Raw genomic sequence first — 21,645 nt, forward strand, 5'->3', positions numbered from 1 at the left:
TACTCCTGCCCGGGCAGCCCGCGTGAAGCGAAGGAGCAGTGGAGTCCGCCGTGCCCACACAACACCGGAGCCACTGCACGGCCCACGTGTTCCGCGGGCGTAAGCCTCCGCGTCCGGCCCCTGCCACTGAGCAAAATGCGACCCGTACGCTGAACGTACGGTGAAGGTACGCAGTTCGTACGCTGCGCCGAGTAGGGTGTCGGTCAGGAGGTGCTCCATGTCCGACTTGTTCGACGCGGTCGACGCGCTGGTCGCGTCCCGCGCTCCGCTGCCACCCGCAAAGGAGCGTAAGCGGTTGCGTACCGCGCACGGCCTGACGTTGGATCAAGTGGCCGCCGCGCTGAAAGTGCGCAGGGCGACGGTGTCGGGCTGGGAGTCGGTCAAGAAGCCGACCGAGCCGCGAGGCCAGGAGCGTGAGGCGTACGCACGACTGCTCAAGCAGCTCGCGGAGCTCTACCCCGCGCCCAGTGTGAAGGAGGAACCGGCCCCCACGGTCCCAGTGCCTGCCGTGTCCACCGGCACGCCCGCCCCTGCGGATTCCCGAACTCCGTCCCCAGGGCCGGCGCCCGAGGGCGAGGCCCCGACGGCTACCGGAAGCACCAGGGTCGCCCCTGGCCGCTCTCCCCTTGGTGCCCCGCCGGCCGCGCCGCGGCCGGCGGGGTCGACCAGGCCGCCGTCGAAGTCGCGCCGCCCTGGCGCGAAGAGGGCGGCCCCGGAGGGTGGCACCGACCCGCGGTTCGAGAACGGACCCCTGGCGGTCGTCGACGTCGAGGACGGGCAGGTACGGGCGTACTGCGTCGGCGGCCTGGTCCTGGACGTGCCCGCCAAGTCGATCCCGGCCCTGGTGGACTGGACGCTGCGCGAGGCGAAGCTGGGGCAGCCGAAGTTGTCCGGACCGGGCAAGGACGCCGATCCGCTGCTGGTACTCACCGAGGCCGCGCTGGAACGATACGGCCTCCCCACCACCCTCTCGGACGAGGAGCGGCTCGCCGGCCGGATCCCGGAGGGCCACAAGGTCATCGGACAGCTGGCCCGCGCCGACTGGAAGCTGACCAAGCGCGGGTTCGGTCCGTGGGCGCGGATCTACCGCCCCGCCACCGGCTCGGAGCGGGCCTGCGTGCAGCTGTGCATCCCGTCGTGGGACGCTCTGGACGTCCGTCACTGGGGAAGCGCCGGGCAGCTTCCGCCGGCGGAACTCGCCCGCGTGCTGGGCGTGTACGCGTCGCGGGTGATGACGCCGCGCGGTTCCACGGCCGTGACCGGCCTGGAGCTGATGACCGCGCTGCACCCGCCGACCCGCGCCTCCGGGCCCGACGCCGACGGCAACCGGCACTCCGAGCACAATCCCGGCTCGTTGGGCAAGGAGCCGGTGGACTGCGCGCCGTGCGAGGCCCCGGACGGGCACCCGCTCCTGGCGGATCTGCCACGGTTCCACGTGCGTGGCCCGGACGAGAAGCTGTTCGAGGAAGCGTATGACTGGGCGCGGCCGCTCACCGACGACGAATGCATGCGCCGTAACCTCGTCGGCATCGACGTGAACATGGCCTTCGCCGCCGGCGCCAACGGCCTGGTCGTCGGCCTCTCAGCGCCCACGCACGTCAAGGCACCGGTGTTCGACCCGAAGCTGCCCGGTTCCTGGCTGGTGGACCTCTCCCACGTCGACCTGTCCCGCGTGAGGATCGGCAAGGACAAGTGGGCGGACCTGGACGCCAGTCTGCTGCCCAGCCCTTTCACGCCGAAGGGCGAGCACCCCGAGGGCCCGGCCTGGTACGTGACGCCGACCGTCGCCTACGCGGTGGAGCTGGGCTACGCGGTGCGCCCGCTTGAGGCGTACGTCCGCTACGAGAACGGCCGCTATCTCGACAACTGGTACCAGCGGCTGCGTGACGCCTATCTCGCCACGATGGCCGACCTCGGCGTCGACGCCGACCTGCCACCGGAGGACTTCCTGACGGCGATGGACGACTACCGCACCCGTGACCCCGAACTGGCGATCATCGTGTCCGCGGTGAAGGCGACGGTGAAGGGCGGCCTGGGCAAACTGCGCGAGCGCCCCCGCGGGGAGGGCTGGCGGCCGGGCGAGCCGTGGCGGGCCCTGTCCCGTCCGACGTGGCGGCCGGACATCCGCGCGGCGGTCATCTCCCGCACGAGGACCAACCTGCACCGCAAGATCGTCAAGCACGCGGCGTTCACCGGTCAGTACCCGGTCGCGATCCTTTCCGACTGCGTCGTGTACGCGGCCGACGGCGAGTCGCCGCTGGACATCCTCCCCTACCGGGACGGCAAGCCGCTGCCGGGCGGATTCAAGCTCGGCATCAACCCGGGGCTGGTCAAGCACGAGGGCACCCAGACCGTCCTGTGGGGCGAGGAAGTCCGCGACCGGTTCAACACCCCGGAGCTCAACCTCGCCCGGTACATCAAGGACGGCACCGTCACCGACGTCGACAACGGAGAGTAGGAGCGGGCGACGATGACCCTGTTCGGGGACGGCCTGGACGCCGCGGTACAGAAGGCCTTCACCCGTCCGGCACCCAAGACCGCGGGCGCGCAGATGCGGTACCTGGTCAAGCAGCTCAAGGGCACCAGGGCCGTCGCCCAGATGCTGCGCGTCTCCCAGCGCACCGTCGAGCGGTACGTGAAAGGCCAGCTCAGGAAACCGCGCCCCGACCTCGCCGCGCGCCTGGAGCGCGAGGTGAAGGCCCGGTGGCAGCCGCAGATCCGGGCGAAGGCCAAGGAGAAGGCGGCAACGACCGACGGCATCGTCATCGACACCCGCGCCCGGATCGGTTACAAGGCGCCGATCGGATCGACCGACGAAGACCGGGTCCGGCACCTGACCGTCGCGCTGCCGCCGCGGTACGCCGCCCGCCTCTTCGACGCGCAACAGCAGGGCGCCGGCGACCGACAACTGCAGCAGATCGCCGCCGAAGCACTCAAGGAAACCTACTTCCAGGACGGCGGCCGCCGCGCCGGCTCCCTGGAAGAGGTGCGCTTCACCGACATCGAGCACATCGAGTTCGACCTGTAGCGGACGCACCCCGAACCCCGGTCGATGGGCGGCCGGGCGGCGGACGGGCATGGGTGTTGCAGACCGGGCATCAGATCAGCGAGGCCGCGGTCAAGGCGATGGCGCAACAGGCGAAGACCGCCGTGTTGCGGGGGTGGGTCTGCGGACGCACCCAGCCGGGGGGAGGCACCCTCGGCGGTCTCGAGCACTTCGTTCAAGTGGGGCGACAGTGACCACTTCCTGGCAGTGCAAGAAGCCGCGGGTTTCACCCCCGACCAAGCCGACCTGGCCGCCGCCGTCTTCACCTACGTGCGCGGGAACGCGCGGCCGGCACCGCCGCGACCGCGACGACCAGAGGGCCACCGCCGAGCAGCGACTTAAGGACGTGATGGCCATGTGGCGTCGCGCTGTTGGCGCGGCCTGGAGCGTGTCTCTTCGGCGCATGAAGCGGGGTCGCTTGAGGGGTGGTTGTGCACGACGCGCAAAGGTTACGGTGGCGGTAAGCGATCGCTTAGCCGTTCGGGTGGGGTATGGCCGGCGGCGCCGGGAGAGAGGCAGGGCGTTTGATGCCGGTCATCGATGCGTGGATGCAGCACCCCACGCTGCGTCACTCCAACCACGAGATGTTCGAGTCGTTGCGCCGGTGGACGGGGCTGGGCCTGTTGGAGGAGCCGTTGCCGCTCAAGGCCACAGTGGCCGCGATGGCCGCGGCGGACGTCGAGATCGGCCTCTCGGCGGCCTGGTACGGGCCCCAGGGGCCGCTGATCAGCAACGACGAGGTGGCCGAGTTCGTCTCCCAGTCCGAGGGACGGCTGCGCGGGGTGGCCGGCGCGGATCTCACCCGCCCGGTCCAGGCGGTGCGGGAACTGCGTCGCGCCGTTGAGGAACTGGGCTTCGTGGCCCTGCGGATCGTGCCCTGGCTGTGGCAGCTTCCGCCCACCGACCGGCTGTACTACCCGCTGTACGCCGCCTGCGTCGACCTCGGCGTCCCCTTCTGCACCCAGGTCGGGCACACCGGCCCGCTGCGTCCGTCCGAAACCGGCCGCCCCATCCCCTACATCGACCAGGTCGCGCTGGACTTCCCCGAACTGGCCATCGTGTGCGGGCACATCGGGTATCCGTGGACCACGGAGATGATCGCGGTGGCCGACAAGCACGCCAACGTCCATATCGACACCAGCGCCTACACCGCCCGCCGTTACCCGACCGAGCTGGTCGACTACCTGCGCGGCCGGGGCCGCAGGAAGGTGCTGTTCGGCACCAACTACCCCATGATCACTCCCGGCCAGGCGCTGGAGCACCTCGGTGAACTGAGACTGGACGAGGAGGCCACCGAGCTGTTCCTGTCCGGCAACGCTCGACGGATTTTCAACCTCTGAGCTCGTCGGGTCAGCGCCGGGCCCACCCGACCGCGCCACTGCTTGAGCCGGCAAGGAGACACGCTCCAGGCCGAAGGTCGGTCTGGAGCGTCCCGCCTCCGTCGGAGAGGACCGCGCTGGCCCACGGACGTGGAACAGCACTGGCTTCCGTACCGGGCAACGCGCTCGGCGGCTACGTTCTGGTCGTGGCGTTGCTCTGGGGGTGGGGAGCGTGGTCGAGCGGTCGGTCCTGACCGCGGTGCTGCCGCAGTTCGTCGACCGCGAGACCGGCCACGTGGGCGCCCAGATGCTTCTCCTCGGCCTGGCCGGCGCCTTGTCGCAGTTGCTCTCCGACGGGATCCGGGGGCTGACCGCCACCACCGCGCGGGACTGGCTGGGCCGTTCCCCCCGCCAGACGGCACTGATCGGTGGCACGGGTGGGCTGGCCATGATCGGGCTCGGCGCGGCGGTGTCGTCACCGGTCGCGCCGACTAGGACTCGTCCGGGGGGATCATGCGTCTCGCCAAGGTACCGGGGGAGGGGGTCGACGGGTGCAGCGGGAATGAGTTCGGCCGAGGAGACAATTGCCCTCACGCAGAGAACGGAAGCCGACACCTCTTGCCGTCGCCTCAGCGCGTAGCATGCATCTACTCGGCAGTAACCTTTTCTCTTCCCGGCCGGAGGCAAGGCAGTGGCTCGTAAATTCACCGTGAGCGGCAGCATCGTCATCGACGTCTCGCCAGACGCCGCCTACCTCGCCGTGAGCCGTCCCGGAGACATGGGCCGCTGGAGCCCGGAGAATCTGGGCACGACGACCGACTCGACGGACGGGAGCGTCACCTTGGGTGCGACGTTCGTCGGGCGCAACAAGCGTGGCGCGTTCAAGTGGGTCACGCGGTGTACGGTCACGGCAGCAGAGCCGGGGAGGCGCTTCGCTTTCCGCGTCCACGCGATCGGGCTGAGCCGCCCGCGCCTGCCCGGCCCGATCGCCACCTGGGAGTACCGCTTCGAGCCAGTGGGCGACGGCACGCGCGTGACGGAGACGTGGACCGACGACCGGCGCGCGTGGCCCGCGTTCGCGGCGAACGCCTTCGACCGGCTCGTCACCTCGGGTAAGACGTTCGCCGAGTTCCAGGTCCGCAACATCGAGATGACCCTGCGCAACCTCAAGCGTGAGCTGGAGCAGGCCCATACCCCGTGACGTCCGCACAGGAACGGTAGTCCAGTTGGCACGCGTGAGCGGATGCCCATGACCGCGCATCGCCCTCGCCGTCACCCTTGGCTCGTGCGTCCGCGCTGCCGATGGCCCGCTCGGCCTGCGCCACCGTCAGTCGTCTGCCCGGGAGGCGAGGAGCGATCGGGAGAGGCGCCGCGCGTGCACCGTCCATCAGGGGGCACGAGGAAGGCACGGACAGCAGCCCGAGGCCCGAAATCAGGAGACATCACATGGTCATCGCAGGCATCATCGTCCTTTGCGTCGTACTGGCGGCACTCGCCTTCCTGCTGCCCCGACTGTCGCGCCATCCGCAGAACGGTGCGCAGCGCACCATGGGCGTCGGTTCCCGGGCAGGCTCGAAGGCTCCCGGCCCGCTGGGACGGTTGTTCAGCAAGCCCTTCCGCTCCAGCTCGCGCGCTCTGGGGCGCAGCGGTTCCGCAGGCCGTCGGGCCAGGGGACGCATGCCGTTCTGAGTCCGGCGCACGAGCATGCCGGACGCCGGACCCGGCCTCGTCGGCAAGGAGCCCACGGGTTCTTCTTGGGCGCGGTCGCCCCTCCCTCCTCCCGGAGCGCACGGCGCATCGCACGGTTGCCGAACAGGCTCGCCGAGTCCTGCCCTGCCCCCGCCTCACGACGGCGCCGGTGTCGTGGACACGACCCGAGGGCGGTAAGGCGCGACGGACTCGGGAGGGGCCAGCGGATCCACAGTCCGGGACCCCGGCGCACTTGGGGAACGGCGGAACCAGGTAGACGTCCACCAGCCGAGCGGCGGGCGTGGGTGTCAGCAGCGCATCGTCGGCCCCCACGAACCGGTGGTCCGCCCGCGCGCCGTCGGTTCGGCGCAGTCGGCGCAGTTCGTGCGGCGCGCCCACGACGCCGGACTCCTCGCCGCGCCGGCGGGCAGCGTCAAGGTCGGTGACCTGGGAGAACCGGCCCGTATCGAGACGGACATCGGCGGGGTGCGCGGTGCCGTCTGCGGGGCGGCGGCCGCAATGCCAGCCGGATCCAGGTGACCGGACCGGTCCCGCGACGTGCCCGTCGTCCTCCCGGGCGAGCGACAGCCGCACGGGCTCGCCGATCGTGCCGCAGGCGCATCGCGGCGATCGGTCCGCAGCCGCATCCGCGGAACGAGACGGCCCGGCAGCGCCTGGAGGGATACCGCAAGGCCCTCGAGCCCGCCGGGCTGAAGCCCGACCCCGCCCTTGAGCAGCCCGTGACGACCCTGCACCGCAAGGACGGAGCGGAAGCGATGACCGTTCTGCTGGACGCGGGCGCCCGGACGGACGACGCGGGGCCCGGCCGGACGCGGTCTTCGCGTTCACCGGCGAACTCGCCCTGGGCGCACTGCACGTCGCTCACGCGCGTGGTCTGAGCGTCCCGGGGGAGCTGGCCGTGGTGGGCTTCGACGGCATCGAGGTCAGGCAGTACGCCAACCCGCCGCTGACGACCGTGGTGCCGGACAAGCGACAGATCGCCGAGCGGGCCCTGCAGTGCCTCGCCGATCGCATATACAGCCCGGTCTCCAATGTGGCGCACCTCGACATCGTGACCCCGCACCACCTCGAAGTGCGCGCGAGCAGCGGCCGCCGCACCGGCTGACGACCTCACGAAGCGCTCAGGAACTCCCCGCACCGTTGGCGGCTCACTCGTTCCATTCCTTGCGCGCGAACGCGGCCGGCCCGGTCACCAGGGTGTTGGGGGGAACATCCTTCGTGACAACGGCTCCGGCGCCGACCACGGCACCGCGTCCGATCGTGACGCCGGGGAGAACCGACACCGCCGCGCCGAGCCATGCGTTGGCTTCGATCGTGATGGGCGACCGGGTGATGAATTCGCTTCGCTCGGTCGCCGAGAGGGGGTGGTCGGAGGAGATGAGATTGGTCTTCGGACCGATCAGAACGCCGTTGCCCAGGTAGATGCCGCCCTGGTCCAGGAAGGTGCAGCCCTGATTGACGAAGACGTGCTCGCCGAAGTCGATCCCGAGCCCGTGGTCGGTGTAGAAGGGCGGGTAGACGGTGACGGAGTCGGGGACCTGCTCGCCGACGATCTCGGACAACAGGGTCGCCCGGGCGGCCTTGTCGTCGAAGGGCAGGACGTTGAACCGTGATGTGAGCGCGGTGACGTGCTCGATCCGCTCGGCCACCCGCGCGAACTCGGGAGTGCGAACGTAGAGTCGGTTTTCATCAGGCATGAGGGTTCCTCACGACGGGACGTTCGGGCCGTAGCCCGTTGGACGGCACCCGCCGAGAACGGCGGTCGACCAACCGGAAGGTGACCGCAGTCATGAAAGCGACCGGAGCACGCCGGAATCAAACAACGATCGGGACAGTCACGATCAACGCCTGGTTGTCTGCGCAGGTGGCGTCGTCCTCAGTCCGCAACGGTTCGACGCCGGGGACGAGTTCGCAGAAGCGCTCGCCGCGAAAGGCGATCCGGACGGGGAGGACCGCATCCGGGTGTCCACCTGGGCGGGACGGGATCAGGGACTACTACCGCCCCGAGAAGTCCGGTGTCCCTGGCGATCACCTGGTCCCGGCCGAAAACCGGTAGCGCCGAGAGGGCCGCGGCGCACCTGGTGGACGTGATGAGCACGGACCAGTGCTCCCGAAGCGTTCAGGGACCGAACGCCGCAGCGCTGACACATGCCCGGGCACTCCTCGGAGCACCCGAACCCCCCGTCAGCCCCAGTCGCCGTTGACCCACGCCAGCAGGCGGGCGCGTTTCTTGTAGGAGCAAGGAGCGTAGGTCGCGCCGGACGTGACGTGCGGTTCGAACTCGCCCTGCAGGTCGTATCCGTAGTCGCTGGGACCGTATTCGCCGTCGCGGTAGCCGTCCATGTCGTCTGCCCAGTCGAGGAGTCCGAAGTCGAGGTCGAGGCTCGTGAGGTACCGGCTGGGGTCAGCCGGCTCCACGGATGTGAGACGACCGTCCGCCCCGGCGGTGAACCGGTCCTCGAGGCAGCCGTCGGAGCGTACGGGCTGGCCCAGCCACCACCCGGCCAGGAAAACGGCGTACAGAGTGGTGGCGGCGCCGAGACGGCGCAGGGTTGTCCAGGCAGGCATCCGGGGAGTGTCCCACGACACGAGGCCGCCGCCCGCGTCGGCGGAAACACCGGGCCACGCCACCGCATTACCGCCAGTGGCCCTCGAACCACCCTTGAAGTCGGGGCCGTTCGCTCGTGTCGTCGGTGCAGGCGACGGCGTAGGGGGGGGGCGGCCCCGTTCCAGAGCACGGGCGGCGTCCCGCAGCGCCTCGACAGCGGCTTCGGCGCCTTTGGCCGGGGACCGGCGTACGTCAGGAGGTGTCGTGCGCATGCCGGTGGACCCGACCCGCATGTCGACCTGTCTCGGCCCCGTCGCAACCTTGTCGGGCACCTCTGCGCCGGGCTCCGGCCATGGGTGTTCGGTCGCTCCTCCGGCCTTCAACCGGGCTTCACGGCCAGTGGAACGCCGGTGCGTGGCGCCGGGGGTGCCGCAGTACGTGGGGAGTCAGGGCGCGCGCCACACGTTGTCGTAAGCATCCTGTTCGATCTGGCGTCGCTGTCGTTCGGCCTCGAGCTCCATCAGCGCGTCGCTCACCACGGCGAGAATGAGGCCGACGTCGTCCGCCTGGTCGGCCGGGGTCGTGTCGGTGGGTTCCGGCGGCACGGCTTCCCCGATTCCGAGAGTGCCCGCAAAGGCGGCCAGAACGGAATCGTCCAGTAGCTGACGGTCTGTGGCTTCGTGGCGTGGCCGGACGGGGGGCTCCTGGGAGCGGGAGAGAGCGAAGTGGCGTAGGAACCGGGGCAGGAGACCGCCGCGGGCGGAACCCGCTGTCTGCGCGGCGAGGTCATCGGCGTAGGAGCCGGCCAGCCCGCGGCCCCGCCGCCAGAGCCATTCTTCCACCGTCTCGTACGGTGGCTCCGTGACGAGTTGGGCAGTGGCCTGCGCCGTGAGGGCGTTCGTGCCGTCGGCGTGATCCCCGAGGGGGACGATGAGGTCGCCGTCCAGGCGCAGGGCGTGCGCGTCGCGGAGGTCGACGAGTTCGGCGCCCGCGAGAACCAAGGAGACGTCGCCTTGCGTGATCGGTCGACTGGACGGCACTTCCAGGGTGATGACGAACAGATCCCGAGCAGTGTTCATGCTCGCTATTGTGCTGCTCGAACCGGGCGGCCGTGTCCCGCCACGACTCGCCGGTCAGCAGGTGCCTCGCCACGGCCCACCACAACGGCCTGCCCAAGCGTGCGGCGCGGCTGCCACGGTACGTGGCCACCGGACGTTAAACGACTGATCCTCGGGTACTCGCCTCGGCGTACCGAGGCCGCGGGCCGGTCGTCGGCGCTGGTTGCGACGAATTCAGTAGAGAGGAAGGCTGCCAGATGAGCACGGTCAAGGAAGCGGTGGAAGTCGACGTTCCTGTGCACACCGCCTACAACCAATGGACCCAGTTCGAGAAGTTCCCGCAGTTCATGGAGGGGGTGGAGGAAGTCAGGCAGGTCGATGAGCGCCGCAACCACTGGACCACCAACGTAAGCGGAGTGAAGCGCGAGTTCGACACCGAGATCGTCGACCAGCTCCCCGACGAGCGGATCACGTGGCGCACCACCACGGGCGACACCAGGCAGAAGGGCACAGTCCGCTTCCAGCGCCTGGACGACACGCACACTCGAGTCGAGCTCGTCATGGACGTCGAGCCCACCGGCGTAGCGGAGAAGACCGGTGACATGCTGGGAGTGATCGACCGGCGGGTGAAGGGCGACATGCAGCGTTTCAAGGAGTACATCGAGGGCCGCGGCGGCGAGTCCGGAGCCTGGCGCGGGCGCATCAGGCCCGGTGAGTGACCGCTGTCCTGCCCCTGAAGCGCAGCGCTGTCGGCGCCGGTGCCGGCGAGGCGACCGCATGGTGCCTCCGCGCCGGCACCGGCGCCGTGACCGTGTCGCGGCCACAGCGCCGGCCTGCTCCCGTATGCGCGCCTCCGGTTCGTCCCGTACTGCCACGCAGCGCCCCTGATCCAGTACCAAGGAGCCCCCGGGGTTTGCCCGAGCCGCGCGAAGGCGCCTCCTGTCCAAGGTCGAAGACCTGGAAGGGCTCGAAGGGCAGGCCCCGACTACGTGACCAGGGCTGAATATCCCACGTACTGGCGAGGACACCGCGTTCCAAGGGCGCGCAATACAGTTGCCGGCATGAGACCCCGAATCGCCGTGGTCGGGAGCGGCCCCGCCGGCCTTGCCTTCGCCCGCGTCATGTACCGCCACGAATGCCCCGTGACCGTCCTCGAACGCGATCCCACCCCCGACGCCCGCCCCCCGGGCGGCACGCTGGACCTGCACGAAGGACTGGGTCAGCTCGCGCTGGACAAGGCGGGGCTGCTGGCGGAGTTCCAGGCGTTGTCCCGCCCCGAGGGGCAGGCCATGCGAATCCTGGACACGGCCGGGACCGTCCTGCGCGATTGGCGGCCCCGCCCAGGTGACACGGCGAATCCCGAGATCGACCGCGGGCAACTTCGCGACCTGCTGCTCGGCCCTCTCGACGTCCTGTGGGGGCGGGGCGTGACGCAGGTGGAGCCGGGGGCCCGGGACGGCGTGCTGGTCCATTTCGCGGACGGGCGACAGGAGACGTTCGACCTCGTGGTCGGCGCGGACGGCGCCTGGTCCCGGGTGCGCCCCGCGGTCTCGTCGGTGACGCCGCACTACACCGGCGTCACCTTGGTCGAGACCTCTCTGGACGACGTCGACACCCGTCACCCCGACCTCGCCCGGTTGGTGGGCGACGGTTCCCTTGCCGTGTACGGCGTGAACCGGGCGCTCGTCGCTCAGCGCAACAGCGGCGGCCACGTGAAGGTGTATGCCCAGTTCCGCGTACCGCTGGACTGGCACACGAACCTGGACCTGGCAGACGTCGAGGCCGTGCGATCAAGCCTGCTGGCCCTGTTCGACGGCTGGGCCGCTCCCGTCCTCGAACTCCTCCGTCACGGCAGCGCTTTCGTCCACCGCCCCCTCCACGTCCTGCCCGTGTCCCACACCTGGACGCACGTCTTCGGGGTGACGCTACTGGGCGACGCCGCCCATCTGATGCCTCCATTGGGGGCGGGCGCGAACCTCGCGATGCTGGAAGGCGCCGAACTCGCCGAGTCAATCGCCACCGGCCCTGGAGATATCGACGAGGTCGTCCGCGCCTTCGAAGAACGGATGTGGGCACGGGCCGGCACGTGGGCGGAGATCACGACGGCCGGTCTGGAGCGCCTCGTGAGCCCGAACCCCGCCGAGGCCCTCGCCCTCTTCGACGAAGTCCAGCCATCCTGACTGCCAAGCGCGAGGGCACCAGAACCAGAACTAGCATCAGCACCAGAACCAGCATCAGCAGCCCGACCGCGGCCGGCACTGTGCGGCGGTCGGGATCGGCGTCGCCGACGCACACCAGGCCGGCGGTGCCCCCGCGGTCCGAGACCCGCGCGTGCCGCAGTATGAGCAGGCCGACGTGCGGCGCCGGCGCGGCCCTGTCCGGACACCGCCGTGTCGACCCGCGTCGTGGTCCGTCCTCGCTCGCTGCCGGTCACCGCTGCATCCTCGGGTCCGTGGTGGGGTCGGCATACATGGTCGGGCAGCCGTCGTCGATCGCTTCGGGGCGCAGTTCGTAGTGCCAGGGCTCGTTGCGGTAGATCTGGCACAGCCCGTACTCGGCGCCGTGCTCGGACAGCCAGGCCGTCGCATCGGACGGGCCGAGGTCGACCGCGTCCCCCGACACGTGAGAAGACGTGTCCGCGGTGGCCACCCAGCGGGCAGCCTCGTCCTCGGAACCGTACGTGGAGACCGCCTCACGAAGAAGCCGCTCCTGGTGCGCCGGGGAACGCCAGCCGCTGTTGTCGTAGAACGTGACGTTGTCGTCCGCGGCAGCCGTCGCAGCCCGGCGGAGGGCATCGAGGAGATCGGGGTGGAGCTTCGCCACCGCGGGAACCTCGTCGTCGAGGACAGTCACGCCGTCGTGGACGACACCGTCGGCGGCTGCTGGACCGCGACGGGCGGGGCGGCGCGCACGTACCGATCACAGCGGGAGTCCTTGTGGCGCAGCGCCACCTTGCGGGTGCCGTTCCAGCCGGTCGCCTCGTGTCCGGCGCAACACCAGGAATGTCCTGGCTCTGCGAAGTCGGTCGTCGGGGAGGCGGAACGGCGCGGAGCAGATCCCACAGTGGGCGCGAACCGGCCGCCCACACGGCGACCGTCTGTCGGTCCACGACGTGCGGTGCCGTTCAGGGACCGCGTGTCAGGTCACCGGGGCGCCGGTAGGATCAGCGCTCTCAGGGGGAGTGCAATGCGAACGTCGGGGCGGGGCGGTGAGGGGCGGAAGTACGCGCTGGCCTCGGATGAGGACGACGCTGACTTCTGGGGCTTCGCTCGCGAGGCCGAGGGGTTGTTCACGCCGCTACCGGACGAAGCGGAAGCACGCCGAGTGCACCTCACGGGCTGTCTCCCGCAGGGTGGTCTACTGAGGAGCGTAGGCCACGTCGGCAGTCGTCGCGCCTTGGCGGGAAATGCCTGGTTCGAGCTGCTTGACGGTGACGGTGCCACCATGGGGTCCTACTTCGTCAACGAGGTCACGGTCATCGACGTCAAGCCCTCCATCTGCGGGGCCGGCCTCGTCGACCTCACGATGACGCTGTGGTGCGAGAACGCCGTGGCCGGAGCGGAACGAGTATGGGACCTGATCCGCACGGGTCGTCTGAACCGCACCGGCATGTGGCACGAGCTTGCTTCCGAGGACAGACGCGCATGGCTGTCGGTGACGCTGTGGTCCCGGGAGTACCAACGTCAGGGAAAGGTCGACGCGCCTGCGGGCAAGGTGTTCACCCTGGACGGTCGGCACATCGTTGACCGAGACAGCTTCTACTGCGCGATCGGTGAAGCCATCAACGGCCCCGGCGGATACTTCGGCTGGAACCTCGACGCTCTGGACGACTGTCTGAGAGGCGGCTGGGGCGCCACCACGCCGTTCACCTTGCACTGGGATTTCTCGGCCCAGACCAGGGCACGGCTGCGAGAGCGTGTGCCCATCGGAGAGCGCGAGGTCGCGCTGTTCGATCTGCTCCTGGAGATCTTCGAAGAACAGGGAGTGAGCGTCACCCTTCGGTGACAGCCTGATCAGTCCGGAGAACGCCTGCTCGGACAGTCACGGCGGCGCGGATGGCGATGCGCGGCGACGGGTTCCACGAGGTGTTCCTCGGCAAAGTCGCCAAGACGATGCAGGGCGCCGGCGCGGACATGTCGGTGAGGTGCGAGGAGACGGCGCGGGGCGGGCTGGCGGTCGGCATCATCGAGTGCCGAGCCCCGGCCCCGCTCCCGCGCCGGTCACGGTGACTCAGATGCCGCAGGTGGGAGCCGACCAGTACGGAGACGGGTCGAAGGCCACGTGGGTGTGGTCGTTGTGGCCGGGGTAGCCCGGGCCGAGGATCTCCGAGAAGCCGTGGGTCCTGGACTGCTGGGCGAGCCGGCACAGACTCGGCGAGCCGACGAGGTCGGCGGCGTCGCCGTACAGATGACGGCTGGTCGCGGAGCCACCGACCGCGTTGTTGCAGGCGCGGGAGCGGAAACCGCTGGAGATGGTGATCGGGACGTCACCGAGGGCGTGCCGCATCGCCTCCAGCTTCCACATGGTCTTGAGCGCGTTCGACTTGGCGGTGGCCGCGGAGACCGCGCCGCCGGACCAGTCGGAGTTGCACTTGTTGAGCTCGGCGTAGCTGAAGTGGACGGGCGTGCAGTCCGCGTCCTGGAGGGCGTAGATCTTGCTGAAGGTAGCGGGTCCGGCGACACCGTCCGCGCTCAGTCCGTACGCGGCCTGGAACTTCTTGACGGCGGCGGCGGTCCGCGCGCCGTACTGGCCGTCGTAGGAGAGCCGCTCGCCGGAGGTCACCCAGCCGGCGACCCGGATCTGCAGTTGGGTCACGTCGCTGCCGGAGGACCCCTGGGAGAGGGTGCGATTCCAGGTGAAGCAGGAGTCGGCGTGCGCGGCGCCGGCGGTGGCGCCGACCCCGACGACAGCACCAGCCATGAGCATGACAAACGAGAGAAGCAGACGTGACACGCGTCTGAACATCCCGGCCTCCCGACCGTTGAGTCGACAACATCCGACGCCCAGCGTGCGGCAACGGGCTACGCGCGTCAATGGCGCCCCAGAGGGACGCGAAGTCGACGTTTCCGCGTCCGGCGGGGACCGCGCGTGCCATGGCAGGGAACGTCCAACTCTCCGACCACCGCGAGCCTTTCGGGGGAGGCTTTACGGTGTGTGGCATCGATGCCGGTGCACCGGCGCCGTCGGCCGGCCTGGTCCGCGAACTCGTCGCGACCCGCCGGGGCTAGGCCAAGATCGGCACTCCGAAGGCGTCCCGTGTCTGTGCCCGGGAGGCCCGCCGAACCTGTCCTGATACCAGAGGCGAACTCGCGCCTGGTTGTCGATCCCTACCTCCGCGGGCAGGCCGGCGAAGACTTTGAGGGAGCCGGCTGATCATCGGCACTGCCTACCGCAGCCCGTCCGCCGGACGGGTCCGTTCTGCCTCGAGGACTCCTCGGTGGAGGCCAGGCGCCGCCCGCCCTCCACCGACTCCGAAACATCGCCCTGGGGCTCCGGAGGCCTGTACCTCGGGCTCGTTTCAGGGCCGAGCCTCAGCTCTTGGTCAGGGTGCGGGCGAGTAGGGGCAGCAGACGGTCCCAGTGACGCTGCAGTGCGGCGGCGTTGAAGGCATCGGTGTCGGACATGGTGAAGCCGTGGACGGTGCCGGGGTAGATCTCGGAGCTGTAGCCGACTCCTGCCACGTCCAGTGCCTGGTTGAGTTCACCGAGGGCCTCGGGCGTCAAGTCGCCCTCGGCGTGGCCGAAGTGGACCTCGGCGGTGACCTTGGAGAGGCTCTCGGGTCCGTCGACTCCCACCGGGCCGTGGAATGCGGCGAGGGCGGCTACCTGGCCGGGGTGGGCCGCGGCGGTGCGCGTCGCCAGGAGGCCGCCGATGCAGTAGCCGGTCACCGCGACCGGCCCGACGCTGACCTCGGGCTGAGAGGTGAGGAACTCGACATAGGCGTCGGCGTCGCTCAGGACGCGTTCTGTCGTGTGCGCCTCGAGCAGGGGCATCAGCTGGGCAAAGAGCGCGGGCCGGACCTCTTCTCCAATGTGCTCGGGAAGTTCGATCACCGGTGCCGGACCGTGCCGGTAGAAGAGGTTGGGCACGAGTACGTAGTACCCGTGCCCGGCCAGTTCGCGGGCCATTTCCCGCAGTACGGGCCGGATCCCGAAGCCGTCCGCGTACATGAGCACCCCTGGGTGCCGCCCCCCGCCACCGGCGAAGGCAGCGAACGCGTCGGCCTGGCCGTCCGCGGTGGGAATGCGCAGCGTCTTGGTGGGCATGAATTCTCCTGTCGTGGTTGATGCGTGTCGAGCCTGTGATCAACACGACGGAGGCGGAGCCCGCGCAGCAGCGCAAGAGACTCGATTGACTCGATTGGACAGCGGGCCGGCACCGGCCCGTACGGCGCTCAGAAGAGCACCGGGTCACCAATCCGTGTGTGGCGCGATGCCGTCCCGGTAGTCATGGCTGCACAACTTAGCCCACCGGATGAAGCCGATGCCAGCCCACCAGGCCCACAGTGCTGTTCGCGGCTCTTGCGGCCGTGGAGATCCTTGTTGGACGGACCGCCGGGATGCTGGCGGAGAGGTCCGGCCTTGACCCGCCGCCTGCGCAACCATGCGATGAACCTCGTGGCCTCGGAACTCGTCGCCGAGGGCACGCTCGCCTCCCTCGTCGCCGGCGCCGACGACACCGCGCCGCACGCACCTGGCCACCGCCGAACCGGGTTGGCTCACGGGGTGGACCAACTGGCTGGGCGGGCCCGCCGTCATCGCGACCCGGAACCCGGCCCGTTGAGCCGGCTTCAGCTCTGCGAAGGCGAAGGCGTAAGCGATCCCGCCCAGGAGCCGCCGGTCAGGGGAGCGCGGTGGCAGTGCGGCCGCCTGTGACGCGAAGAAGATCCAGTTTCCCCGCGTCGCCGCTTCCGCTCGCTGCCGTGTAGGTGACCATGCGCAGGTCTGCGCCGGGGACGATGAGGACGTCGCAGTCGAGCATGATGTCGCCGATCTCTGGATGCCGGATCGTCTTGCGGTCCGTCGTGTGCTGGGCGGCGGCCGTCTGCGTGGCCCAGAGATGGGCGAAGGCATCGGAGGCTCCCCGCAGTTCCTGCACGAGACGATCGAGCTGGGCGTCCCTGGGATAGCGGGACACGGCGTCCTTGAGGTCGGCGACGATCGACTCCGCGAAGGCGTCCTGTCCGCGCTCGGATCGGACGGGAAGCATCGAGTCATGTGCGGCACCGTCGCCGAAGAGCGCGCGGGCGAGGTTGCGTTCGGCGGTCGGGAGGGCGGCGGGGTCGCCGTGCAGGGCGCTCCACGTGGTGTTCCACCACACCAGGGTCCAGTCGGCGGTGAACACCCCGATCGGTACGTCGCCCAGGCGCGCGGCGAGCCGTTGGATGCCCGGGGGCACATGGGCGCTGACCGTCCCGTCCTGGGGCGGAAGGAGCCCGGCGCTTCGGTACAGCTGGTCGCGCTCGGCGCGGGACAGCTGAAGGGCCCGGGCGAGGGCGCCGACGACCTGGGCCGAGGGGTTCTTCGCGCGTCCCTGTTCCAGGCGCAGGACGTAGTCGACGGAGAGCCCGGCCAGCTGTGCGAGCTCCTCGCGGCGCAGCCCAGGGGCACGACGGCCGTCCGTCCTCGTGAAGCCGGCGTCGGCCGGGGACAGCCGGTCGCGCCAGGCGCGCAGGAGTGCGGCGAAATCGGAGCGGGAGGAAGCCATGGGTTCATTCTCGCTGCGCGGCGCCGGACGAGCCTGGGTACTGCCAGTCCTAGTGACGGGGACGGCACTGGTTGGCGGTGGCGCCACCGGCGAACGTGGGGATGCGCCCGAGCCGGGCGCCATCGGTTGACCAGTTGAGGAGCCTTCCATGAAGCAGACCATCGTGATGACGGGCGCGAGTCGCGGGATCGGCCGCGTTGCCGCGGAATCCATCCTGCGCCAGTCGCCGGACGTCCACCTCCTGGTGGTGGCCCGTGGCTCCTCCGGCACGCAGCTCGCTGCGGAACTCGGCGCGGGCGGGCACACGGTCTCGCACGTCTCGGCGGACCTCGGCTCGCTGGCCGGCGTCCGCTCGGCTGCCGACGAGATCCGCGGCCGGCTCGACCGCGGTGACCTGCCGCCGCTGCGCGGCTTCGTGGGCAACGCCGGCATCCAGTACACGAACGCGCTGACTGAGGGACGCGACGGGTTCGAGGCCACCTTCACCATCAACGTGCTCGCCAATCACCTGTTCGTCCGACTGCTCCAGGACCGCTTCACCGCTCCCGCCCGGATCGTGATCACCACCAGCGACACCCACTTCGGCGACTTCAGGCACAACATGGGCATGGTGCCCGGCCCGGCCTGGAAGTCCCCGGGCGTCCTCGCCCGCACGGGCGCCTTCCCCAAGCCGGACACCGCGGCCGGCGGGCGTACCGCGTACTCGACGAGCAAGCTGGCCGCGATCTACCTGGTTCACGAGTACGCGCGCCGGCTGCCGGCCGGGATCGGCGCCGTCGCCTACAACCCGGGGTTCGTCCCCGGCACCGGCCTCGCCCGCAACGCGGGACCCGTCTCCCGGTTCGCGATGCGCCGCATCATGCCGGTGATGACCCTCACCCCGTTCGCCACCAGCCGCGGTGCCGCGGGCCGCTGCCTCGCCGACGTCGTCCTCGGCACAACCCATGCGCCGACCGGCTCCTATGTCGACCGCAGCCGTGCGGACCGCTCGTCGCAGGAGTCCTACGACCCGCAGCGCGAAGGCGAACTCTGGGCGGCCGTCGAGCGGTTCACCGCGGCGTACGCGGCCAGGGAGGACACGTTCTCAGGCGACGTGACGAGCGGTTCATCCCGATAGATCGGGACCTTCCTGCCCCTCTTCTCCAGCGCCTTCGTCCCGGTCGACTCCACGCCCGGCCGGTTCCGGCCGATCGCCGAGTACCAGCCCTTCACTCCGGCCATCGAAACCCTGCGTGGACTCCTCCTCGGCACCGAGATCGGCCACAACGGGTGGCTCACCATCGGCTGGTGCCTGGGCCTCACGGTTCCGGGCTACTTCTGGCCGACTGCGAAGTTCAACCGCGATCCGAAGAGCTGACGTTCCGCCGACCCTGCGAGACCGGGCCCAGGCCGTCGTCCGCGCCTACGGGACAGGACTGGTCTCACCGGGCGAGTCCGCTGACACCGCCCACCCCTGCTGTCAGCCGGCGTTCTGGGGATCAAGTACGAATCAGCCAGAGTGTGCGGTCCGGGTCGGTCGTCGACGGTCACAGGGTGAACGGCGCGGGCAGCGCCGCGTCGGCGAACAGGATCCCCAGGGCGGTCCGGTGCTGTCAGCGCCGTGGCAGGGCGAGCGTGCACAGGGCGAACGTGACGGCGAATGCCGCCTGGACGAGCATGCAGATCGCCAGCGCGCTCGTGTAGGCCTGACCGGTCGGGGCCGTGGAACCGGCCAGGGCCGCGCCGAGCAGACCTCCGGCAACGGCGACGCCGAGGCCCATTGCGGCTTGCTGTGTGGTTTGCAGCACGCCGGATGCCGCTCCCGCAGACGCTGGAGGGACATCGGCGATCATCGCTCCGACGAGCGGCCCGAACATGAAGGCCTGACCGACACCGACTCCGACGAGGAGGGCGGCGAACGTCCACGAGTTCAGGCCGGCACCCTGGAGGAACACGGAGACGGCTGTGATGCTCAGGAACGCGGCTTGGACGAGTCCGCCGATGGCGAGGAGCCGGCGGAACCCGAAACGGGGCGCGAGCTTCCCCGACCAGATCGACACGGTGAGGAAGCACAAGGAGAACGGCAACAGCACGAGGGCCGCGTGCATGGGAGACCAGCCGAGCCCCGTCTGCGTGGAGATCGCGTAGAGGAACGTGAACCCACCGAACGCGGACTGGAGCATCAACGCCATCACCAGCCCGATCCGGTAGGAGCTGAGCCGGAACAGGGGCGGCGGAACGAGCGGAACGCGGTCACTACGGTGCAGCCGCAACTGCCACCGCCAGAACGCTGCGAACAGTACCGGCGCTGCCCCCAGCAGCGCCCAGCACCAGACCGGCCAGCCCAGCGCGCCGCCCTGGGAGATCGGCATCATGAGTGCCAGCAGGGCGAGCCCGAGCAGTGTCGTCCCGATCAGGTCGAGCGACCGGTGGCCGGGCGCACTGGTATCGGGCAGCCAGCGCAGCGCGGCGCCGAACGCGATCACGCCCATGAGCACACTCATCGCGAAGATCATTCGCCAGGGAGCACCGAGCAGGGGAACGGACAGCAGCACGCCGCCGAGGACCTGACCGATCGCCGTGGCCCCGCCCGCGGTCGCTCCGAACAGCGCGACAGCACGGGCACGTTCGGGCCCCTGGGTGGACGCCGTGATCGTCGCCAGCACCTGGGGAACCATGGCCGCCGCAGAGATTCCGGTGAGGGCCCGCGCGGCGATCAACACGGTGATGCTCGGGGCCAGGGCTGCGACCAGGGAGAACAGGGTGAACCCGGCCATGCCGAGCAGGAAGAGGCGGCGTCGCCCGTACAGATCCCCGAGCCTGCCCCCGAGGACCATCGGAATGGCGAACCCCAACGCGTACACCGACACCACCAACGACTGCTCGGCAGCCGTGGCCCCCAGAGAAGCACCGATGTCGGGCACGGCGATACCCGCCGCCGCGAAACTGACCACCGACAACAGCAACGCCGACAGTGTCGTCAGAAGCCGGCCCGTCCCCAGCCCCGGAGCCGGAGCCGGAGGCTCGGACAGACCTCGTGCAGGCGGCGGCGCGGCGCGGTCGTCCTCTCCGCCAGGTTCGCCCGTACGGGAGGAAGGACTGTCATGCGGTGCAGAAGATGTGGTCATGCCGTCGATCATGAAGCGCCGCTTATCCTGGAACCAGGAGCCTATTTATGGGGGTACTGCCACCACCTGGATACCGGGTTCTCCGTGCGGGAGGATGAAGACATGACAGAGACCAGGCCCGCCGCGATCCGGCGCGAGGTCGGTGACTTCCTCCGCAGTCGGCGCGAACGAGTGACCCCGCAGCAGGCAGGTCTTCCGTCCACGGGGCGACGGCGGACGCCCGGACTACGGCGCGAAGAGGTCGCCGTCCTCGCGGGGGTCGGCGTCACCTGGTACACCTGGCTCGAACAAGGCCGGCCCATCAACGTCAGCACTCATGTCCTGCAGGCGGTCGCCCGAGCCCTGCAACTGGACGACACCGAGAGGCGGCACCTGCACCAGCTCGCCGGATCAAGTACGCCGAAAGCCGAGCCCCCCGAATGTGACCCGGGACTCACCGCAGCGTTTCAGCCCGTCCTGGACAAGCTCGACCCGTTCCCCGCGTGCCTGCAAACCCCGCTGTTCGATGTGGTGGCATACAACCGCGCCTACCGGTTCCTGTTCACCGACATGGACCTCATTCCACCTGGTGAACGCAACTGCGCGGTGCAGTTCTTCACCGATCCTGACTGGCGCAGCCGCTACGTCGACGGTGACCTGGTTGCCGCCCGGATGGTCGCGAGACTGCGCGCCGAGGTCGGCGCCGACATCGGCGCCCCTGCCGCTGCCGGAATCGTTGACGACCTCCGGGAACGATCGAAGATGTTCGCCCGACTGTGGGCTCGGCACGACGTACTGCCCCAGCAGTACGAGACAAAACGCCTCGACAGCCCCCTTGTCGGGCAGCTCCAGCTGAACTTCGTCTCCACCAGTGTCTCGGAGACGGGACACCGGATGACCGTGATGACGCCGGCCGATGAGTCCACCTCCCTACGTCTGACCCGGATGGCAGGCCTCACTGACGCGACTACGCGGGCGTAACACCTGAAGAAGAACGCCGCTCGGCTGGGGGCGGCGCACCCAGGCTCAGCTGGGCCGTTGAGGCGTCGCCGCGGGCCCGGAGATGATTCACCTCCTCCCGCGTGAACTGGTCCTCGTGCCCTGCCGGATACGGCCGAGGCCGACGAGAGCACAGTGCGCGTCGGACGGCGGGGAAGAGGTTGGCGTCCAG

The 21,645-nt window shown here is 69.9% G+C and carries 18 protein-coding genes and 6 pseudogenes; 15 read left to right on the top strand and 9 right to left on the bottom strand.

Annotated features, from left to right (window positions below; all coding sequences use genetic code 11):
* The first annotated feature begins 217 nt into the window (after nt 1-217).
* The 8 genes and pseudogenes from tap (at nt 218) to ACFW48_RS13000 (ending at nt 7,180) form a co-directional block, all read left to right on the top strand.
* Nucleotides 218-2,458 (top strand): telomere-associated protein Tap, encoded by a 2,241-nt coding sequence (gene tap, locus ACFW48_RS12965; protein WP_386313594.1) that lies wholly within the window; start codon nt 218-220, stop codon nt 2,456-2,458.
* Between the two features lie 12 nt (nt 2,459-2,470).
* Nucleotides 2,471-3,028 (top strand): telomere-protecting terminal protein Tpg, encoded by a 558-nt coding sequence (tpg, locus tag ACFW48_RS12970; RefSeq protein WP_386313597.1) that lies wholly within the window; start codon nt 2,471-2,473, stop codon nt 3,026-3,028.
* A 566-nt stretch (nt 3,029-3,594) separates the two neighbouring features.
* The gene (locus tag ACFW48_RS12975) at nt 3,595-4,386 is read left to right on the top strand and encodes an amidohydrolase family protein (protein WP_386313600.1); all 792 of its coding nucleotides are present in this window, start codon (nt 3,595-3,597) and stop codon (nt 4,384-4,386) included.
* Nucleotides 4,387-4,424: 38 nt separating this feature from the next.
* Nucleotides 4,425-4,860: pseudogene (locus ACFW48_RS12980) on the top strand (hypothetical protein).
* Nucleotides 4,861-5,056: 196 nt separating this feature from the next.
* Nucleotides 5,057-5,566 (top strand): SRPBCC family protein, encoded by a 510-nt coding sequence (locus tag ACFW48_RS12985; protein WP_386313603.1) that lies wholly within the window; start codon nt 5,057-5,059, stop codon nt 5,564-5,566.
* A 245-nt stretch (nt 5,567-5,811) separates the two neighbouring features.
* Nucleotides 5,812-6,054: a DUF6411 family protein gene (locus tag ACFW48_RS12990; RefSeq protein WP_121745263.1), complete on the top strand. Its 243-nt coding sequence runs from the start codon at nt 5,812-5,814 to the stop codon at nt 6,052-6,054.
* A 375-nt stretch (nt 6,055-6,429) separates the two neighbouring features.
* Nucleotides 6,430-6,590: pseudogene (locus tag ACFW48_RS12995) on the top strand ((5-formylfuran-3-yl)methyl phosphate synthase); the annotation flags it as partial.
* Between the two features lie 335 nt (nt 6,591-6,925).
* On the top strand, nt 6,926-7,180 hold the full coding sequence (locus tag ACFW48_RS13000) for a substrate-binding domain-containing protein (RefSeq protein ID WP_386313979.1): 255 nt from the start codon (nt 6,926-6,928) through the stop codon (nt 7,178-7,180).
* Nucleotides 7,181-7,223: 43 nt separating this feature from the next.
* Here ACFW48_RS13000 and ACFW48_RS13005 read toward each other — a convergent pair whose 3' ends face one another.
* From ACFW48_RS13005 to ACFW48_RS13015, 3 genes are all read right to left on the bottom strand, one after another.
* Nucleotides 7,224-7,772 carry a DapH/DapD/GlmU-related protein gene (locus tag ACFW48_RS13005; protein WP_386313606.1) on the bottom strand — a complete coding sequence of 183 codons (549 nt, stop codon included), beginning with the start codon at nt 7,770-7,772 and terminating at the stop codon, nt 7,224-7,226.
* Between the two features lie 487 nt (nt 7,773-8,259).
* The gene (locus ACFW48_RS13010) at nt 8,260-8,643 is read right to left on the bottom strand and encodes a hypothetical protein (RefSeq protein WP_386313608.1); all 384 of its coding nucleotides are present in this window, start codon (nt 8,641-8,643) and stop codon (nt 8,260-8,262) included.
* A gap of 426 nt (nt 8,644-9,069) precedes the next feature.
* Entirely contained in the window at nt 9,070-9,702 is a 633-nt protein-coding gene (locus ACFW48_RS13015; protein WP_386313611.1) for a GPP34 family phosphoprotein, read from the bottom strand.
* A 236-nt stretch (nt 9,703-9,938) separates the two neighbouring features.
* Here ACFW48_RS13015 and ACFW48_RS13020 point away from each other — a divergent pair, with 236 nt between their 5' ends.
* Together ACFW48_RS13020 and ACFW48_RS13025 are read left to right on the top strand one after the other, a co-directional pair.
* Nucleotides 9,939-10,400, top strand: coding sequence for an SRPBCC family protein (locus tag ACFW48_RS13020; protein ID WP_386313614.1), 462 nt, complete (start codon nt 9,939-9,941; stop codon nt 10,398-10,400).
* Nucleotides 10,401-10,742: 342 nt separating this feature from the next.
* Complete coding sequence (locus ACFW48_RS13025) at nt 10,743-11,861, top strand: FAD-dependent oxidoreductase (RefSeq protein WP_386313617.1); 1,119 nt, start codon at nt 10,743-10,745, stop codon at nt 11,859-11,861.
* Nucleotides 11,862-12,111: 250 nt separating this feature from the next.
* Here ACFW48_RS13025 and ACFW48_RS13030 read toward each other — a convergent pair.
* A pseudogene (locus ACFW48_RS13030) lies at nt 12,112-12,561 on the bottom strand (M15 family metallopeptidase); the annotation flags it as partial.
* Between the two features lie 130 nt (nt 12,562-12,691).
* Nucleotides 12,692-12,796 (bottom strand): annotated as a pseudogene (locus ACFW48_RS13035) (restriction endonuclease); the annotation flags it as partial.
* 71 nt (nt 12,797-12,867) lie between these two features.
* Here ACFW48_RS13035 and ACFW48_RS13040 point away from each other — a divergent pair.
* Nucleotides 12,868-13,686 (top strand): barstar family protein, encoded by an 819-nt coding sequence (locus tag ACFW48_RS13040; RefSeq protein WP_386313620.1) that lies wholly within the window; start codon nt 12,868-12,870, stop codon nt 13,684-13,686.
* 29 nt (nt 13,687-13,715) lie between these two features.
* Nucleotides 13,716-13,910: pseudogene (locus ACFW48_RS13045) on the top strand (hypothetical protein); the annotation flags it as partial.
* A gap of 1 nt (nt 13,911) precedes the next feature.
* Here the strand turns inward: ACFW48_RS13045 and ACFW48_RS13050 are convergent.
* The 3 genes from ACFW48_RS13050 to ACFW48_RS13060 all read right to left on the bottom strand — a co-directional run bounded on the left by ACFW48_RS13050 (nt 13,912) and on the right by ACFW48_RS13060 (nt 17,388).
* Nucleotides 13,912-14,646 (bottom strand): D-Ala-D-Ala carboxypeptidase family metallohydrolase, encoded by a 735-nt coding sequence (locus ACFW48_RS13050; RefSeq protein ID WP_386313622.1) that lies wholly within the window; start codon nt 14,644-14,646, stop codon nt 13,912-13,914.
* A 566-nt stretch (nt 14,647-15,212) separates the two neighbouring features.
* Complete coding sequence (locus tag ACFW48_RS13055; RefSeq protein ID WP_386313625.1) at nt 15,213-15,947, bottom strand: dienelactone hydrolase family protein; 735 nt, start codon at nt 15,945-15,947, stop codon at nt 15,213-15,215.
* Nucleotides 15,948-16,521: 574 nt separating this feature from the next.
* Nucleotides 16,522-17,388: a helix-turn-helix transcriptional regulator gene (locus tag ACFW48_RS13060; protein ID WP_386313628.1), complete on the bottom strand. Its 867-nt coding sequence runs from the start codon at nt 17,386-17,388 to the stop codon at nt 16,522-16,524.
* Nucleotides 17,389-17,536: 148 nt separating this feature from the next.
* Between ACFW48_RS13060 and ACFW48_RS13065 the strand changes: the two genes are divergently transcribed.
* Together ACFW48_RS13065 and ACFW48_RS13070 are read left to right on the top strand one after the other, a co-directional pair.
* The gene (locus ACFW48_RS13065; RefSeq protein ID WP_386313630.1) at nt 17,537-18,505 is read left to right on the top strand and encodes an SDR family NAD(P)-dependent oxidoreductase; all 969 of its coding nucleotides are present in this window, start codon (nt 17,537-17,539) and stop codon (nt 18,503-18,505) included.
* A gap of 12 nt (nt 18,506-18,517) precedes the next feature.
* Nucleotides 18,518-18,745: pseudogene (locus ACFW48_RS13070) on the top strand (ABC transporter permease); the annotation flags it as partial.
* Between the two features lie 235 nt (nt 18,746-18,980).
* On the opposite strand, the gene ACFW48_RS13075 reads toward ACFW48_RS13070, so the two are convergent.
* A complete protein-coding gene (locus ACFW48_RS13075) occupies nt 18,981-20,507 on the bottom strand; it encodes an MFS transporter (RefSeq protein WP_386313633.1) in 1,527 nt (508 codons plus the stop codon).
* Nucleotides 20,508-20,597: 90 nt separating this feature from the next.
* Here ACFW48_RS13075 and ACFW48_RS13080 point away from each other — a divergent pair, with 90 nt between their 5' ends.
* The gene (locus ACFW48_RS13080) at nt 20,598-21,455 is read left to right on the top strand and encodes a helix-turn-helix transcriptional regulator (protein WP_386313636.1); all 858 of its coding nucleotides are present in this window, start codon (nt 20,598-20,600) and stop codon (nt 21,453-21,455) included.
* Nucleotides 21,456-21,645: the final 190 nt, after the last annotated feature.

The organism is Streptomyces sp. NPDC058812, from assembly GCF_042744565.1.
Lineage (GTDB): Bacteria > Actinomycetota > Actinomycetes > Streptomycetales > Streptomycetaceae > Streptomyces > Streptomyces thinghirensis.

What these genes read in the sequence shown, in the direction of transcription:
- ACFW48_RS13020 (WP_386313614.1), top strand. Translation starts at nt 9,939, where the DNA reads ATGAGCACGGTCAAGGAAGCGGTGGAAGTCGACGTTCCTGTGCACACC.
- ACFW48_RS13025 (WP_386313617.1), top strand. Translation starts at nt 10,743, where the DNA reads ATGAGACCCCGAATCGCCGTGGTCGGGAGCGGCCCCGCCGGCCTTGCC.
- ACFW48_RS13010 (WP_386313608.1), bottom strand. Translation starts at nt 8,643, where the DNA reads ATGCCTGCCTGGACAACCCTGCGCCGTCTCGGCGCCGCCACCACTCTG.
- tap (WP_386313594.1), top strand. Translation starts at nt 218, where the DNA reads ATGTCCGACTTGTTCGACGCGGTCGACGCGCTGGTCGCGTCCCGCGCT.
- ACFW48_RS13065 (WP_386313630.1), top strand. Translation starts at nt 17,537, where the DNA reads ATGAAGCAGACCATCGTGATGACGGGCGCGAGTCGCGGGATCGGCCGC.
- ACFW48_RS12990 (WP_121745263.1), top strand. Translation starts at nt 5,812, where the DNA reads ATGGTCATCGCAGGCATCATCGTCCTTTGCGTCGTACTGGCGGCACTC.
- ACFW48_RS13075 (WP_386313633.1), bottom strand. Translation starts at nt 20,507, where the DNA reads ATGATCGACGGCATGACCACATCTTCTGCACCGCATGACAGTCCTTCC.
- ACFW48_RS13055 (WP_386313625.1), bottom strand. Translation starts at nt 15,947, where the DNA reads ATGCCCACCAAGACGCTGCGCATTCCCACCGCGGACGGCCAGGCCGAC.
- ACFW48_RS12975 (WP_386313600.1), top strand. Translation starts at nt 3,595, where the DNA reads ATGCAGCACCCCACGCTGCGTCACTCCAACCACGAGATGTTCGAGTCG.
- tpg (WP_386313597.1), top strand. Translation starts at nt 2,471, where the DNA reads ATGACCCTGTTCGGGGACGGCCTGGACGCCGCGGTACAGAAGGCCTTC.
- ACFW48_RS13050 (WP_386313622.1), bottom strand. Translation starts at nt 14,646, where the DNA reads ATGTTCAGACGCGTGTCACGTCTGCTTCTCTCGTTTGTCATGCTCATG.
- ACFW48_RS13080 (WP_386313636.1), top strand. Translation starts at nt 20,598, where the DNA reads ATGACAGAGACCAGGCCCGCCGCGATCCGGCGCGAGGTCGGTGACTTC.
- ACFW48_RS13005 (WP_386313606.1), bottom strand. Translation starts at nt 7,772, where the DNA reads ATGCCTGATGAAAACCGACTCTACGTTCGCACTCCCGAGTTCGCGCGG.
- ACFW48_RS13040 (WP_386313620.1), top strand. Translation starts at nt 12,868, where the DNA reads ATGCGAACGTCGGGGCGGGGCGGTGAGGGGCGGAAGTACGCGCTGGCC.
- ACFW48_RS13015 (WP_386313611.1), bottom strand. Translation starts at nt 9,702, where the DNA reads ATGAACACTGCTCGGGATCTGTTCGTCATCACCCTGGAAGTGCCGTCC.
- ACFW48_RS13060 (WP_386313628.1), bottom strand. Translation starts at nt 17,388, where the DNA reads ATGGCTTCCTCCCGCTCCGATTTCGCCGCACTCCTGCGCGCCTGGCGC.